The sequence below is a fragment of the Acidovorax sp. FG27 genome, assembly GCF_040365715.1.
Classification (GTDB): domain Bacteria; phylum Pseudomonadota; class Gammaproteobacteria; order Burkholderiales; family Burkholderiaceae_C; genus Paracidovorax.
In genome coordinates, this window is sequence record NZ_BAABVY010000009.1 from 1,398,828 (window position 1) to 1,414,383 (window position 15,556).

Below are 15,556 nucleotides of genomic sequence, written 5' to 3' on the forward strand. Positions count from 1 at the left end.
GGTCCCGGTGGCGGGGGATTGGGGCTGTGTCAGGCGCTCGGGATCACCGCGCGCGGATCGAACTGGCCGAGGGATTGCACCGGCGGCACGGGCGGCGTGACATGCGCCGACTGCAGCGGTTCGCTGCCCGCCGCCTGGCCGATGCGGTCGGCCGTGGCCCGCACCAGGGGCAGGAAGCGTTCGAGCATGCGTTCGCTCATCTGGCCGGCGAAGGTGGAATACACCAGCGCGCCGCGCAGTTGCCCATTGCTGAACACCGGCACGGCGAAGGCGGTGGTTTCCGAGTTGTCCTGCGCGTAGCGGATGGCATAGCCCAGCCGCCGGGCCTGCCGCACCATGGCGCGCATGGCCCACAGGTCGGTGAAGCGCGGTCCGTTGTCCTCGCGGCGGTTCACCGCCTCGATCAGGATGCGGCGCTCGGCCGGCTCGCAGTACGCCAGGTAGATGCGGCCCAGGGCCGACATGGGGAATTCGTAGCGCCGCCCCACGCTGGAGGGCCGGATCGCGTAGGGGCTGTAGGGCATGGTGCAGAACACCACGCGGATCTGGTGGCGGTCGACCACGCCCAGCGACAGCGGCCACTTGATCTCGCGCGTGGTGGCGATCATCAGCGGCCCGGCCACCTGCACCAGCCGCGACTGCTCGGTCACGCCGCTGCTGAGGTTGCCGACGATGGGGGTGAGCTGGTACTGCCCATAGGCGTGCGGATCGGTGCGCACGTACTTCTCGGCCTCCAGGGTGCTGAGCAGGCGGTGCAGCGTGGACTTGGCCAGGCCGGTGCGCTGGTGCAGCTCCTGCAGGCTCCAGTTGGAGCGTTCGTTCATCACGCGCAGGATCAGCAGGGCGCGCTGAACGGAACGGACTTCGGTGCTCATGGCTGGCTCGCCCTCAGGCGGCCATCCCGGGGGTACACCACCAGGGTGCTGCGGGGGGCGTGGACAGGCAGAAGCGAGGGCAATGGGTCGGAGGGCGAAAGCATGTGGACAACAAGGTTTTCGCGAGGTCGCGGGCCGGGTTTGTAGGCGGAATTCGCCTTTTTCGTGGAAAGACCGGAGGAAAACCCGCACCGCTCGCGCACCAGCGGCCGGCTCGGTCGCGCGCGGGCCGCCGTTGCGGCAGGAAGGCCCCCGGCGGCACCCGGGCGCTCATTCGGCATGGATGCCCAGCCCGTCGATGGTGGCGCCCCAGAGCTGCTGGTCGGCCTGCAGGATGGCGTGCACCTGATCGGCGTCCAGCTGGGACGTCATCAGCCCCAGGCTGCGCAGGTGGCGCGCCACGTCGGGCAACGCGGTCACCCGGTTGATCTCGCGGTTGAGCTGCTGGCGCACGGCCGGGTTCAGCCCGCGCGGCGCGAAGACGCCGTACCAGTTGGTCACCTGGTAGCCGGGCAGCGTCTCGGCCACGCTGGGCACGTCGGGCAGCAGCTCGGAGCGCTGGCCTTCGGTCACGGCGATCAGCCGCACCCGGCCCGAGGGCACGTGCGGCAGCAGCAGCGAGGCGCCTCCGGCGAACAACTGGCATTCGCCCTGCAGCAGCGCCGCCACGGCCGGCCCTCCGCCACGGTAGGGCACGTGCAGCAGATCGAGCTGCTGCGTCTTGGCCAGCAGCGCCAGGGTGAGGTGGTTGTGCGTACCGATGCCGCCCGAGGCGTAGTTGACGCGGCCCGGGTGGGCGCGCAGATACGCCAGCAGTTCGGGGAAGGTCTGCACCGGCAGGTCCGCCGACACCGCGATCACGTTGATCGCATAGGCCAGCATGGCGACGGTGTCGAAGTCGTGCACCGGGTCGAACGGCAGGCCGCGATAGAGCCGCGCATTCATCGCATGCGTGGACATGGCGCCGATCTCCAGCGTGTGGCCGTCGGCCGGCGCGCGCGCCACCATGGCAGCGCCCGTGTTGCCGCCCGCGCCCGCCACGTTGTCGATCCACACGCCGTGGCCCCCGGCGGCCCGCGTGCCTTCGAACAGGTGCCGGGCGATGAGCCGCGCCAGCAGGTCGGTGGAGCCGCCCGGCGCGAAAGGCACGATCAGCCGGATGGGACGCGACGGAAACGCGGCACTGCGATGCGGACGCCTGGCGTGCACGGGCACCAGGCCGGCGCCCGCCAACGCACTGGACACAGCGAGGCTGCGGGCCAGCAAACGGCGTCGCGAGGCAATGATCGGCGGACCCATGGGGGGTATGGCAGGGGTGGGGTGGGACGAAAAAAACCGGGGAAGGAAAAAACCCGGCTGCGCGCCAGAAGCGGGCAGCCGAGGGGTGATGGGGGCGCAGTCTAGAGCTGCCGATGCATTACTGCATGAGATCGATCCGCGTTTCCGCCCCATGGAAACTCATGATACTGAAAAGTGACGCAGCAGTCACTTTGTCTTTGAAATGTTTCCGGCAGGCGACGCATCCCGCATGCAGGCACCGGCGCCGGGTGGTGGCCGGAGTGGGCCCGTATCATCCGCCGCATGCTGCTGTCCAAGTTGATGAGCTTTTTCCTGCTGGCGCTGGTGCGGTTCCTGACCGGCTCGCAGGCCCGCTGGTACGGCTGCCCGCCCAAGGCCGAACAACGCATCTATTTCGCCAACCACCAGAGCCATGCCGACCTGGTGATGATCTGGGCGGCGCTGCCCCACGAGCTGCGCAGCATCACCCGGCCCATCGCCGCGCGCGACTACTGGACGCAGACGCCGTTTCGGCAGTGGATCACCACCGCCGTATTCAACGCGGTCTACGTGACCCGGCAGGCCGCACCCACCACGGCCACCACCCCGGCGCCCGCCGCGTCGCCCGCCATGCCGGCGACGGCAGCGCACACCGCGCCGCCCGCGGCGGAGGCAGAGCTGGCGGCGGCGGGCGGCCCCGATCCGGCGCCGGACCGCCCGGCGGCCGAGCCCTCGCCCGAGGCCCTGCGCGCCGCCGTGCAGGCGGACGATCCGCTGGCGCCGCTCGTGCAGGCGCTCGCCAGCGGCGATTCCATCGTGATCTTCCCGGAGGGCACCCGCGGCCATGGCGACGAGCCGCAGCCCTTCAAGTCGGGCCTCTACATGCTGGCGCGCATGTTCCCGCAGGTGGTGCTGGTGCCGGCCTGGATCAACAACGTGCAGCGCGTCATGCCCAAGGGCGAGGTGGTGCCGGTGCCCATCCTCTGCTCGGTGACGTTCGGCGCGCCCATCGCCCTCGCCCCAGGCGAGGAGCGCCGGCCCTTCCTCGACCGCGCCAGGCGCGCCGTCATCGCCCTGCGCGATATCTGACCCCAAATGATGGAATTCCTGCGCAATCTCTCCACCACCCAGCAGATCGGCGCGCTCTTTGTCGTGCTCTTCGGCCTGCTGTCGCTGGTGACGGCCTATGCCTTCGTGCAGACGCTGCGCGAAGGCAGCGGCGCCAGCGACCCGGCCGAGCAGGCGCGCCAGGAGGCGCACCAGCAGGAATGGCGGCGCTTCTGGAGCCTGCTCAAGACCTCGTGGTTCATGGCCACCATCTTCTGGGTGGGCTGGGCGCTGGGCGACACGGTGGCGACGGTGCTGTTCGCGCTGGTGGCGTTCTTCGCGCTGCGCGAATTCATCACGCTGTCGCCCACGCGGCGCGGCGACCACCGCAGCCTGGTGCTGGCCTTTTTCGTGGTGCTGCCGCTGCAGTTCGTCATCGTGGGCCTGCGCAAGTTCGACCTGTTCACCGTGTTCATTCCGGTCTACGTCTTCCTGGCGCTGCCGGCCGTGAGCGCGCTGGCCAACGACCCGCAGCGCTTCCTGGAGCGCAACGCCAAGCTGCAGTGGGGCATCATGGTGTGCGTCTACGGCATGAGCCACGTGCCCGCGCTGCTGCTGCTCGACTTTCCCGGCTACCAGGGCAAGGGCGCCTTCCTCGTCTTCTTCCTCGTCGTGGTCGTGCAGGCCAGCGTGATCGCGCAGCACCTGCTGGGCCAGCGCTTTCCGCACCGGCCGGTGGCGCCGCAGGTGAGCCAGAGCTTCCAGTGGCTGAGCTGGCTGGCGGGCGTGGCCATCGGCGGGCTGGCCGGCGTGCTGCTGTCCTTCATCACGCCCTTCAAGCTGGGGCAGGCGCTGGGCATGTCGTTGCTGGCGTGCCTGGCGGGCAGCCTGGGGCACCTGGTGATGAAGGCCATCAAGCGCGACCGGGGCATCACCAGCTGGGGCATGCAGGGCCAGTCGGTCACCGGCGCGGGCGGGCTGTTGGACCGGGTGGATGCGCTCTGCTTCGCGGCGCCGGTGTTCTTCCATTCGGTGCGCTGGTACTTCGGCTTATAGTCAAATCAACCTCTGGCGCTTAATCTATAAGCGCGAGCAGCTATCAATTCAATAGCAAATGAGAATTCTGGGAATCGACCCCGGCCTGCAGACCACGGGATTCGGGGTGATCGACGTGGACGGCCACGCGCTCAGCTACGTGGCCAGCGGCACCATCCGCACCACCGCGCTGGCGCTGGGCAACCTGCCGGGGCGGCTGAAGGTGCTGTTCGACGGCATCACCGAGGTGACGGCGCGCTATGCGCCCGACATGGCGGCGGTGGAGATCATCTTCGTCAACGTGAACCCGCAGTCCAGCCTGCTGCTGGGCCAGGCGCGTGGCGCCTGCGTGACCGCGCTGGTGTCAAGCGACCTGCCGGTGGCCGAATACACCGCCCTGCAGATGAAGAAAGCCGTGGTGGGCCATGGCCGCGCCGCCAAGTCGCAGGTTCAGGAGATGGTGCGCCGCCTGCTGCACCTGCCGGGCCTGCCCGGCACCGACGCGGCCGACGCGCTGGGCATGGCCATCACCCACGCCCACGCGGGCGCCGCCATGGCCCGACTGGGCGAGGCCGGCACGCTGGCGCGGCGCCAGCACGCCATGTACAAGGGCGGGCGCAGCTACTGACGGGCGGCCGCGGCGCCGCCGCTGGCGCTGCTGAATGCCTGGCGCCGCGCCACGCTAGCGGCTGCTCAGCACCAGTTGGGCGATGACGCCGGTGGCCACGGCGATCAGCAGGTAGTCGCCGCCGTACTGCACCCAGTGGTAGCCCCGGGGCGGGGCGGCCAGGTGGTGGCCGCGCCAGTCGGACACCACATAGTGCGGCGTGCGGTACGAGGGAGGCACCCGGCCGCCACGGTACCAGTCGTGGTGCGGGCCTGCGCCGCGCCGCAGGCCGTGGGCCGGCGCATGCGGTGGCGGGCCGCCAGCATGGGCGTGGCGATGCGGCGGGCCTTTCTTGCCAGCCTTGTGTGGCTTGCCCGGCTTGCCGTGCTGGTGGTGCGCAGGGCCGCCATGGGCGCCCGGGCCGTGCCGGCGGTCGTCCGGCCGGGCCTGCGCGCCGGTGGGGGCCAGCAGCACCAGGGCCAGCACCGCGCAGGTGGCCGAGAGGCGGTGAACGATTCGGTGGGTGGACAGGGGCATGGGCGGCTCCTCGTGCGCTGGGTGGCGTAGGGTTGGCAGGCGCCGCGCGCGGGCGCCCGGCCAAAGCCGCCATCGTAGGCCGTGGCGCGCGGTCCGCGCATCAGCCGTTGTCCCTACCGGCGGTCGGAACAGCCCGCCCTGCCGCCCCGCCGCCTCGCAGCCCCGCCGTCCCGTTGTCAGCGCGACGCCAGCCGCTGCAGTGCCGCTGGCCGCGCCAGCGTCACGGCGGGCGTGGTGGCAGCGGCGGCGGCGGTGGCTGGTGCCGCTGCCGCCGCGTCGCCCAGCTGGAACCGTGACACGGCGTGCGTCAGGCTGCGGGCCTGGTCGCGCAGCGATTCGGCGGCGGCGGTGGATTCCTCCACCAGCGCGGCGTTCTGCTGCGTCATCTGGTCGAGCTGGCTGACCGACTGGCTGATCTGGCCGATGTTGTCGCTTTGCTCGGACGACGCTGCGGTGATCTCGGCAATGATGCCGTGCACCCGGCGCACGCTGCCGACGATCTCCGTCATGGTAGCGCCCGCCTCGCCCACCAGGCGCGAGCCGCTTTCCACCCGCTCCACCGACGCGGCGATCAGCGTCTTGATCTCCCGCGCCGCCTCGGCCGAGCGCTGCGCGAGCGAGCGCACCTCGCTCGCCACCACGGCAAAGCCCCGGCCCTGCTCGCCGGCTCGGGCTGCTTCCACCGCCGCGTTCAGCGCCAGGATGTTGGTCTGGAAGGCGATGGAGTCGATCACGCCCGTGATGTCGCCGATCTTGCGCGAGCTGTCGGCGATGGCGCCCATGGTGCTGACCACCTGCGACACCACCGACCCGCCCCGCCCCGCCACTTCGGCGGCGGACGCGGCGAATTCGCTCGCCTGGCGCGAGGACTGCGCGCTCTGCTGCACCGTGCTGGTCAGCAGCTCCATCGACGAAGCGGCCTCCTGCAGGTTGGCGGCGGTCTGCTCGGTGCGCTGGCTGAGGTCGTGGTTGCCGCTCGCGATCTCGGTGCTGGCGGTGGAGATGTTGTTGGACGCCTGCTGCAGCTGGCCCACCAGCGAGCGCAGCGATTCCTGCATCAGCCCCATGGAGACCACCAGCTGCCCGACTTCGTCCTGCTGCAGCGGCTCCACCTGCCGCGACAGGTCGCCGCCCGCGATGCGCTCGGCCAGCTCGCGGGCCTGGCCCAGCGAACGGGTGATGGAGCGCACGCTGAAAAAGGTGAGCGGAATCAGCACCGCCAGCCCCAGCGCCAGCGCGCCGGCGATGAGCGCGGCCATGGTGGCGGTGCGCTCCTCCAGCGCCTGCCGGGCCTCGTCCATGCGCTGGCGGGCGGTGCCGGCCAGCGAGGCGAAGAGCTGGTCGGTGGCTTCCATGTGGCCCTTCAGACGGTCGGCATAGGCGCCGCCGCCCGCGCCATCGAGCTGGGCGCGTTCGATCTGCTCGAAGACGGGCGAGATGCCGTCCTCGTACTGCTTGATCTCCACCAGCGACTTGTCGATGGCCGCCACGAACTCGGCATCGCCGGACTGCACCTGGCGCACGTCGGCCAGGCTCTTGCGCAGGCCGGCGAGGGTCTTGCCCCAGCCTTCCCGCAGGGCCGACACCTCGACCGAGTTGTTGAAGTTGATGATGATGTCTTTTTCAGCGCGGCGCAGCGTACCCAGGCTGGTGCGCAGGTCGGCCATGTCGGTGAGCGTCTGCACCCGCTGCGAGAACAGCTCCTGCAGCGTGGCCTGCGTGCGATGGAGGGCGCCATATCCCATGGCGCCGATGGCGACCAGCAGCAGCAGCGAAAAAACCGTACCGAAATACAGGCGGGTACGGATGGACAGACGACCCAATGCGTTCATGGCGCTCCTCAAGCAAAACGATTCGCACGACGACACGCAATTAACGCGCCATAGCACCGGCTCCGGCTTGTGACCAGCGTGCATCTGTAACTCTATGCTACCCAAGCGTCCGGCATCCGGGGGTTGCCCCTGATAGCGGAGTTCGCCCCATTCACGGCAGGCATTCCGACAGGCGAAAACAACTTGTCACATTGAGGCGCGACGGCACGGTGCGGCAGCCCCTGTTTGCTCTTTTTTGCCAGCGCCTGCCGCGGCCGTGACTGCTTTGTACGGCCCCCATGTCACCCCGGACCACCTGGAACCGTTGTTTTTGGAGAACACATTGGTGGGGGATACCGCCTCCGGACCGCGAGGCCCTGGCGGCGGTGGCCTGCGCACGATCAGGCCTCGGCCCGGACCGGCTGGATGGGCACGTACAGCTCGCCGCCCGTGCCCCGGAACTCCGCCGCCTTGCCCTGCATTCCCTGGGCCGCGAAGTCGCGCACCTCCTGCGTGATCTTCATCGAGCAGAACTTCGGCCCGCACATCGAGCAGAAATGCGCCACCTTGGCCGAGTCCTTGGGCAGGGTCTCATCGTGGTATTGCTTGGCCGTGTCCGGGTCCAGGCCCAGGTTGAACTGGTCCTGCCAGCGGAAGTCGAAGCGCGCCTGGCTGAGCGCGTCGTCGCGCGCCCGCGCGCCGGGGTGGCCCTTGGCGACGTCGGCCGCGTGCGCGGCGATCTTGTACGCGATGATCCCCTGCTTCACGTCGTCGCGGTCGGGCAGGCCCAGGTGCTCCTTGGGCGTCACGTAGCAGAGCATGGCCGTGCCCATCCAGCCGATCATGGCTGCGCCGATGGCGCTGGCGATGTGGTCGTAGCCGGGGGCGATGTCGATGGTCAGCGGCCCGAGGGTGTAGAACGGCGCCTCGTGGCAGGTCTTGAGCTGCTCGGTCATGTTGGCCTGGATCATGTGCAGGGGCACATGGCCGGGGCCTTCGATCATGGTCTGCACGTCGTGCTTCCAGGCGATCTGCGTGAGCTCGCCCAGCGTGCGCAGCTCGGCGAACTGGGCCTCGTCGTTGGCGTCGGACGCGCAGCCGGGCCGCAGGCCGTCGCCGAGGCTGAAGGACACGTCGTACTGCTTCATGATGTCGCAGATGTCCTCGAAGTGTTCGTAGAGGAAGCTCTCGCGGTGGTGCGCCATGCACCACTTGGCCATGATGGAGCCGCCGCGCGAGACGATGCCCGTGCGCCGTTCGGCCGTGAGGTGGATGAAGGCCAGCCGCACGCCCGCGTGGATGGTGAAGTAGTCCACGCCCTGCTCGGCCTGCTCGACGAGCGTGTCGCGGAAGATCGCCCAGGTGAGGTCCTCGGCGACGCCGCCCACCTTCTCCAGCGCCTGGTAGATCGGCACGGTGCCGATGGGCACGGGGCTGTTGCGCACGATCCAGTCGCGCGTGGTGTGGATGTTCTTGCCGGTGGAGAGATCCATCACGTTGTCCGCGCCCCAGCGGATGGCCCACACGAGCTTTTCGACCTCTTCCTCGATGCTGGAGGTGACGGCCGAGTTGCCGATGTTGGCGTTGATCTTGACCTTGAAGTTGCGCCCGATGGCCATGGGCTCGACCTCGGGGTGGTTGATGTTGGCCGGGATGATGGCGCGGCCCCGGGCCACCTCGCCCATCACGAACTCGGGCGTGATGATCTTCGGGATGCTGGCGCCCATCGGGTTGCCGGCCAGGCGCTGCTCGCGCGCCGCGTCGCGCTGGTACTGCGCCATCCACTCGCGGCGGCCGTTCTCGCGCAGGGCCACGTATTCCATCTCGGGCGTGACGATGCCCTTCCTGGCGTAGTGCATCTGCGTGACATTGCCGGTGTGGTAGGCCCCGCTGCGGGCACGCAGGGGCTGGCGCTGCAGCGCGGCGGCCTCGGCGCGCAGCGCGGCCAGGCGGGCGGCATCCTCGCTGCGGCTGCCGTCGTCCAGCGCCTGCTGCTTGCGGCCCTCGTAGCGCTCGGTGTCGCCGCGCGCCTCGATCCAGGCGCCGCGCACGCTGGCGAGGCCCCGGCGCACGTCGATGTCCGCCGTGGGGTCGGTGTAGGGGCCGGAGGTGTCGTAGACGCTGACCTGCTCGCCGTTGGTGAGCGCGATGTCGCGCACGGGCACGCGCACGTCCGGGCGGCTGCCCGTCAGATAGCCTTTGGTCGAAGCGGGAAAGGGTTCGCGGGTGAGCGCGAGCAGCTGGGCGAACTTGTCGGGAGCATTCATGGCGGCACGGTCCTCATGGGTGGAAGGGAGGGAAAGTGCTCCGCCATGGGCCGCCCGGCCCCCGAGGCGCGATGCGGCAGGGCGCCATCGCCCCGGAGGACGCGGCGACCTGCGCACGCGGTGACGCGGGCCTGTCGACTGCAGCTCTTCTTACGCTGGTACTAACCAGATCAAGTTCGCGGTTCCGGCGGTCGATTCCGCCGTCTCAGCACGCACACGTGCACCCCGGAGCAGGGGCGAGTATAGGGACTCGCGCCGCCCATGGCGAGCCGCCCTGCGCGCAGGCCACGCTTCAGAGAATGCGCTGGATGAACAGCACCGCGAAGAAGAACAGCGCGGCGATCACCGTCCACTTCACGATGACGAGGCCGAAGCGCCGGTAGCGCACCTGGCCGGTCCCCACGTAGAACAGGAACGACACCGCCGCCATGAGCAGCAGCAGCGTGATGGCCCAACGAAAGAGCAGCATGCCCGCAGCGCTCCGCGCGGCTACCAGGCGCGTGCCGGCTGCAGGAAGCCGGCGGGCGCGTGGCGTTCGTTCTGGAAGGTGGCGATCTCCCAGGCGTCTTCCTGCGCCAGGAGCTCGCGCAGCAGCAGGTTGTTCAGGGCATGGCCCGAGCGGAAGGCGCTGTAGGCCGCCAGCAACGGCCGGCCCACGATGTAGAGGTCGCCGATGGCGTCGAGGATCTTGTGCTTCACGAACTCGTCGTCGTAGCGCAGGCCATCGGCGTTCAGCACCTTGTAGTCGTCCATGACGATGGCGTTGTCCAGCCCGCCGCCCAGCGCCAGGCCGCTGGCCCGCATCATCTCCACGTCCTTGGTGAAGCCGAAGGTGCGGGCGCGGGCGATGTCGCGGGTGTAGCTGCCGGCGCCCAGGTCGAACTCCACGCTCTGGCCGGTCGAGTCGACGGCGGGGTGGGCAAAGTCGATCTCGAAGCGCAGCTTGAAGCCGTGGTACGGATCGAGCCGCGCCCACTTCAGGCTGGGCCCCTCGCCCTGCCGGATCTCGACCGGGCGCTTCACCCGGATGAAGCGCTTGGGCGCGTTCTGCAGCTCGACCCCGGCACTCTGCAGCAGGAACACGAACGAGGCCGAGGAGCCGTCGAGGATGGGCACTTCCTCGGCGGTGATGTCGATGTAGAGGTTGTCCAGCCCCAGGCCGGCGCACGCGGACATGAGGTGTTCCACGGTGTGCACCTTGGCACCGCCCACGCCGATGGTCGAGGCCATGCGCGTGTCCACCACGGCTTCGGCGGTGATGGGAATGTCCACCGGCTCGGGCAGGTCCACCCGGCGGAACACGATGCCCGTGTCGGGCTGCGCCGGGCGCAGCGTCAACTCGACGCGCTGCCCGCTGTGCAGGCCCACGCCGACGGCGCGGGTCAGGGTCTTGATCGTGCGTTGCTGGAGCATCTGCCGAGTTTAAGGGGCGCGGCACCTGTCTGGTGCATCGCCTCCCCTATGGAGACGATAGGTTACGTCCCTCCCGGATGCCCACCGCAGCCCGCCGAAAAAAAAACCGCCGGGCCCGGGAAGGCGCGGCGGCTGCGGCGGCGAATGACGGAATCAGTCGGCCTGCTTGCGCAGGAAGGCCGGGATCTCCAGGTCGTCCATGCCGCCGGACGACAGCGCGTCCACCCGGGCCGCGGCCTGGGTGCGGTTGGTGCGCCACACGCTGGGCACGGACATGTTGCCGTAGTCGGCCTGGGCCGCGCCGCCCATCAGGCCGCCGGCCACGCCGACGGCCGAGCCGGCCATGGGCATCTGGTAGGCGATGTTGTCGGTGCCGGTGCGCAGGCCGCCCTGCACCACCGAGATGGGCTGGCGGCGCGCGTTGGCGCGCGACAGGCCCGTGGCCACCACGGTCACGCGGATGTCGTCGCCCAGGCTGTCGTCGTAGGCCGCGCCGTAGATGACGTGCGCGTCGGGCGAGGCGTAGGCGTTGATGGTGCTCATGGCCAGGCGCGACTCGGACAGCTTCAGGCTGCCCTTGGCGGCCGTCACCAGCACCAGCACGCCCTTGGCGCCCGACAGGTCGATGCCTTCCAGCAGCGGGCAGGCGACGGCCTGCTCGGCGGCGATGCGGGCGCGGTCGGGGCCGCTGGCGGTGGCCGTGCCCATCATGGCCTTGCCGGGCTCGCCCATCACGGTGCGCACGTCTTCGAAGTCGACGTTGACGTGGCCGTACTCGTTGATGATCTCGGCGATGCCGCCGACGGCGTTCTTCAGCACGTCGTTGGCGTGGGCGAAGGCTTCGTCCTGGCTGATGTCGTCGCCCAGCACCTCGAGCAGCTTTTCGTTCAGCACGACGATCAGCGAGTCGACGTTGGCTTCGAGTTCGGCCAGGCCGTCGTCGGCGTTCTTCATGCGGCGGCCGCCTTCCCAGTCGAAGGGCTTGGTGACCACGCCGACGGTCAGGATGCCCATTTCCTTGGCCACGCGGGCGATGACGGGCGCGGCGCCCGTGCCCGTGCCGCCGCCCATGCCGGCGGTGATGAACAGCATGTGCGCGCCGGCGATGGCCTGGCGGATGTCTTCCTGCGCGCCCTCGGCGGCTTCACGCGCCTTCTCGGGCTTGCTGCCGGCGCCCAGGCCGCTGTGGCCCAGCTGGATGGTGCGGTGCGCGGAGCTGCGCGTCAGGGCCTGCGCGTCGGTGTTGGCGCAGACGAATTCCACGCCCTGCACGCTGCGCGCGATCATGTGTTCCACGGCATTGCCGCCGCCGCCGCCCACGCCGATCACCTTGATCTGCGTGCCTTGGTTGAACTCTTCGGCTTCAATCATTTCGATGGACATGTGGTGCTCCTGGTCTATTCACGTGAAAGAGTGGTGGGTGGCCTGTGCCACGCCGGTGGGTTTTTGAATCGGGTGTCGCAATCGAAATCGAGGGCGGCGCGGGCGGCGGTCCGGTGCTTCGCCATCGCTCGCGCGAGCGGGCATGGGGACTTGCACGGGCGATCCAAAGCGGATGGCGGGCCATGTCAGAAATTCCCCACGATGAAGTCCTTGAACCGGCCGAAGGCGGTCTTCACGGAGCCGCTCTTCTGCGCCACCTTGAAACCGCGCTGGCGCGCCAAGCGTGCCTCTTCCAGCAAACCCATGACGGTAGCAGCACGGGCCTGGGCCACCATGTCGGACAAGGCGCTGGAATACTTCGGAACGCCCCGGCGCACGGGCTTGAGGAAGATGTCCTCGGCCAGCTCGACCATGCCGGGCATGACGGCGCTGCCGCCCGTGAGCACGATGCCGGACGAGAGCACTTCTTCGTAGCCGGACTCGCGGATGACCTGCTGCACGAGCGAGAAGATTTCTTCCACGCGCGGCTCGATCACGCCGGCCAGCGCCTGCTTGCTGAGCATGCGGGGGCTGCGGTCGCCCAGGCCCGGCACTTCCACCTGCGCCTCGGGGTCGGCCAGCAGCTGCTTGGCGTAGCCGCTCTCGACCTTGATGTCTTCCGCGTCCTTGGTGGGCGTGCGCAGCGCCATGGCGATGTCGCTGGTGATCAGGTCGCCGGCGATCGGGATCACGGCGGTGTGGCGGATCGCGCCGCCGGTGAAGATCGCCACGTCGGTCGTGCCGGCGCCGATGTCCACCACCGCCACGCCCAGCTCGCGCTCGTCGTCGGTCAGCACCGCCTGGCTGGAAGCGAGCGGGTTCAGCATGAGCTGCTCGACCTCCAGGCCGCAGCGGCGCACGCACTTGATGATGTTCTCGGCCGCGCTCTGCGCGCCGGTCACGATGTGGATCTTGGCCTCCAGGCGGATGCCGCTCATGCCGATGGGTTCGCGCACGTCCTGCCCGTCGATGACGAATTCCTGCGGCTCGACCAGCAGCAGCCGCTGGTCGCTGGAGATGTTGATGGCCTTGGCGGTCTCCACCACGCGCGCCACGTCGGCCTGGGTGACTTCCTTGTCCTTGACGGCCACCATGCCGCTGGAATTGAGGCCGCGGATGTGGCTGCCGGTGATGCCGGTGTAGACACGCTGGATCTTGCAGTCGGCCATCAGCTCGGCTTCCTTGAGCGCCTGCTGGATGCTCTGCACCGTCGCGTCGATGTTGACCACCACGCCGCGCTTGAGGCCGTTGCTGGGCGCCACGCCCAGGCCGGCGAGCTTGAGTTCGCCGCCCGGCAGCACCTCGGCCACCACCGCCATCACCTTGGCGGTGCCGATGTCCAGCCCCACGACCACGTCTTTGAATTCTCTTGCCATAACTGTGTCCTGCCCTCAGCGGGTCTGCCCTGTTGTTCTTGCCGGTGCGCCGGTCGTGGCCGGCCGCGTGCCTGCTGCGCCGGAGCGCGCCGGCGCACGGACGGGCCGGGGCTTGGCGGCCATCTCGGCCGTGATGGTGCTCACGCCGCGCAGCCGCAGCGCGTAGCCGTTGTCGTGCCGCAGATCGGCCAGCTCCAGTGCATCGATGCGGCGGCCCTGCTGCGCCGCGACCTGCGGAACGGTATGCACGAAACGCCGCGCCCGCGCCACCACGTCGGCCGGGTTGCCGCCTCCCAGTTCGATCACCGCGCCGCCGTCCAGCGTGACCCGCCAGCCGCCGCGCCCGGTCAGCTCCAGCACGTCGATCTCCGGGCCCAGGGGCTTGAGCACCGGCGCCAGGCTGCGCTCCATCTGCAGCACTTCCAGCGACCGCCCCTCGGGGCCGACCAGGCGCGGCAGATCGTCGCCCTCCAGGTCCTCGCTGCTGGCCTCGAACACCTCGCCGCGGGTGTCCACCAGCTTGTTGCCGCCCTCGGCGCCCCAGACGGCGGCGGCCTGGTGCTCCTGCAGCTCCACGCGCAGGCTGTTGGGGAACTCGCGGCGCACCATGGCGCTGCGCACCCAGGGCACCTGCTCGAACGCCTCGCGCACGGCCTGCAGGTCCACGGTGAAGAAGTTGCCCACCAGGTGCGGGCCGACGTTGGCGCGCAGGGTGACGGGGTTGTTGTGCACCAGCTCGCCCTGCACCACGATGCGCCCGATGGAAAACACCGGCAGGCGCAGCAGCCAGGAGCCGGCCGCCGCCAGCACCAGCGCGGCGCAGCCCACGAACAGGGCCGAGGCGGTCCAGTTCATGAGCTTGACGTCGAACGGTGCGGGCAGCGCGTTGTTCATGGGGCGTCCTGCGGGGTGCCGTCGCCGGCCGGCTGGCCTTGCGCGCTGTCGAGCGAGGCGCTCGCCAGGATGCGCAGGCAGAGCGCTTCGTAGTTGATGCCGGAGGCGCGCGCCGACATGGGCACCAGTGAGTGGCCCGTCATGCCGGGAGAGGTGTTGATCTCCAGCAGGAAGGGCTTGCGGTCGCTGGCGCGGATCATGATGTCGGCCCGCGCCCAGCCACGGCACTGCAGCGTGCGGAAGGCCTCCACCACGAGGCGCTGGATCTCGCGCTCCTCGGCCTCGGGCAGGCCGCTCGGGCAGTGGTACTGCGTGACGTCGGTGAAGTACTTGTTCTGGTAGTCGTAGTTGCCCTCGGGCGCCACGATGCGGATCACCGGCAGGGCGCGTGCGCCGGCGCCCTGGCCCAGCACGGGGCAGGTGGTCTCCTCGCCCTCGATGAATTCCTCGCACAGCACCTCAGGGTCGTAGCGCGAGGCCAGCAGGTAGGCCTGTTCGCACTGGCCGGGCGAGGTGACCTTGGTCAGCCCGATGGTGGAGCCTTCCCGCGAGGGCTTGACGATCATCGGCGCGCCCAGGGCCTGCAGCGCCTGCGCCGTTTCCGCCGCGCTGGAGACGAGGCGCCAGTCCGGCGTGGGCAGGCCTTCGAAGCGCCAGATGCGCTTGGTCATGATCTTGTCCATGGCGATGCTGGAGGCCATCACGCCCGGGCCGGTGTAGGGAATGCCCATCAGCTCCAGCGCGCCCTGCACCGTGCCGTCCTCGCCATGGCGGCCGTGCAGCGCTATGAAGCAGCGCGTGTAGCCGTGGCGCTTGAGCTCGCCCAGCGGGCTCTGCGAGGGGTCGAAGGCGTGCGCGTCCACGCCGCGCGCGCGCAGCGCCTGCAGCACGCCGCCGCCGGACATCAGCGACACCTCGCGCTCGGCGGAGGTGCCGCCCATCAGCACCGCCACCTTGCCCAGGGCACGCACGTCGATATTCAGGTCATTCATGC

The 15,556-nt window shown here is 69.7% G+C and carries 14 protein-coding genes and 1 riboswitch; of the genes, 3 read left to right on the forward strand and 11 right to left on the reverse strand.

Features of this window, described 5'->3' with window-relative positions:
• Positions 1-29: 29 nt before the first annotated feature.
• Both ABWV53_RS13295 and ABWV53_RS13300 read right to left on the reverse strand, forming a co-directional pair.
• The gene (locus tag ABWV53_RS13295) at positions 30-875 is read right to left on the reverse strand and encodes an IclR family transcriptional regulator (protein WP_353366566.1); all 846 of its coding nucleotides are present in this window, start codon (positions 873-875) and stop codon (positions 30-32) included.
• Between the two features lie 270 nt (positions 876-1,145).
• Complete coding sequence (locus tag ABWV53_RS13300) at positions 1,146-2,120, reverse strand: Bug family tripartite tricarboxylate transporter substrate binding protein (protein WP_353366567.1); 975 nt, start codon at positions 2,118-2,120, stop codon at positions 1,146-1,148.
• Positions 2,121-2,459: 339 nt separating this feature from the next.
• Between ABWV53_RS13300 and ABWV53_RS13305 the strand changes: the two genes are divergently transcribed.
• Genes ABWV53_RS13305 through ruvC form a run of 3 tightly spaced genes read left to right on the forward strand, consistent with a single transcriptional unit; the run spans position 2,460 to position 4,863 of the window.
• A complete protein-coding gene (locus ABWV53_RS13305; RefSeq protein WP_353366722.1) occupies positions 2,460-3,242 on the forward strand; it encodes a lysophospholipid acyltransferase family protein in 783 nt (260 codons plus the stop codon).
• Positions 3,243-3,248: 6 nt separating this feature from the next.
• Entirely contained in the window at positions 3,249-4,256 is a 1,008-nt protein-coding gene (locus tag ABWV53_RS13310; protein ID WP_353366568.1) for a phosphatidate cytidylyltransferase, read from the forward strand.
• Positions 4,257-4,314: 58 nt separating this feature from the next.
• Complete coding sequence (ruvC, locus tag ABWV53_RS13315; protein ID WP_353366569.1) at positions 4,315-4,863, forward strand: crossover junction endodeoxyribonuclease RuvC; 549 nt, start codon at positions 4,315-4,317, stop codon at positions 4,861-4,863.
• Between the two features lie 54 nt (positions 4,864-4,917).
• Here ruvC and ABWV53_RS13320 read toward each other — a convergent pair whose 3' ends face one another.
• The 9 genes from ABWV53_RS13320 to ABWV53_RS13360 all read right to left on the reverse strand — a co-directional run bounded on the left by ABWV53_RS13320 (position 4,918) and on the right by ABWV53_RS13360 (position 15,554).
• Positions 4,918-5,379, reverse strand: a complete 462-nt coding sequence (locus ABWV53_RS13320) for an RcnB family protein (RefSeq protein WP_353366570.1) — start codon at positions 5,377-5,379, stop codon at positions 4,918-4,920.
• 176 nt (positions 5,380-5,555) lie between these two features.
• Positions 5,556-7,211, reverse strand: coding sequence for a methyl-accepting chemotaxis protein (locus tag ABWV53_RS13325; RefSeq protein ID WP_353366571.1), 1,656 nt, complete (start codon positions 7,209-7,211; stop codon positions 5,556-5,558).
• Between the two features lie 380 nt (positions 7,212-7,591).
• Positions 7,592-9,457 (reverse strand): phosphomethylpyrimidine synthase ThiC, encoded by a 1,866-nt coding sequence (gene thiC / locus ABWV53_RS13330; RefSeq protein ID WP_353366572.1) that lies wholly within the window; start codon positions 9,455-9,457, stop codon positions 7,592-7,594.
• Between the two features lie 130 nt (positions 9,458-9,587).
• A riboswitch (TPP riboswitch) is annotated at positions 9,588-9,695 on the reverse strand.
• Positions 9,696-9,749: 54 nt separating this feature from the next.
• A complete protein-coding gene (locus ABWV53_RS13335; protein WP_353366573.1) occupies positions 9,750-9,926 on the reverse strand; it encodes a hypothetical protein in 177 nt (58 codons plus the stop codon).
• Between the two features lie 20 nt (positions 9,927-9,946).
• Positions 9,947-10,870: a UDP-3-O-acyl-N-acetylglucosamine deacetylase gene (lpxC, locus tag ABWV53_RS13340; RefSeq protein ID WP_353366574.1), complete on the reverse strand. Its 924-nt coding sequence runs from the start codon at positions 10,868-10,870 to the stop codon at positions 9,947-9,949.
• Between the two features lie 153 nt (positions 10,871-11,023).
• Complete coding sequence (ftsZ, locus tag ABWV53_RS13345) at positions 11,024-12,253, reverse strand: cell division protein FtsZ (protein WP_353366575.1); 1,230 nt, start codon at positions 12,251-12,253, stop codon at positions 11,024-11,026.
• Positions 12,254-12,438: 185 nt separating this feature from the next.
• Positions 12,439-13,668 carry a cell division protein FtsA gene (ftsA, locus tag ABWV53_RS13350; protein ID WP_056660180.1) on the reverse strand — a complete coding sequence of 410 codons (1,230 nt, stop codon included), beginning with the start codon at positions 13,666-13,668 and terminating at the stop codon, positions 12,439-12,441.
• A gap of 15 nt (positions 13,669-13,683) precedes the next feature.
• On the reverse strand, positions 13,684-14,562 hold the full coding sequence (locus ABWV53_RS13355) for a cell division protein FtsQ/DivIB (RefSeq protein ID WP_353366576.1): 879 nt from the start codon (positions 14,560-14,562) through the stop codon (positions 13,684-13,686).
• Positions 14,559-15,554, reverse strand: coding sequence for a D-alanine--D-alanine ligase (locus ABWV53_RS13360; protein ID WP_353366577.1), 996 nt, complete (start codon positions 15,552-15,554; stop codon positions 14,559-14,561). Before ABWV53_RS13360 ends, ABWV53_RS13355 begins: the two co-directional genes overlap by 4 nt.
• Between the last annotated feature and the right edge of the window lie 2 nt (positions 15,555-15,556).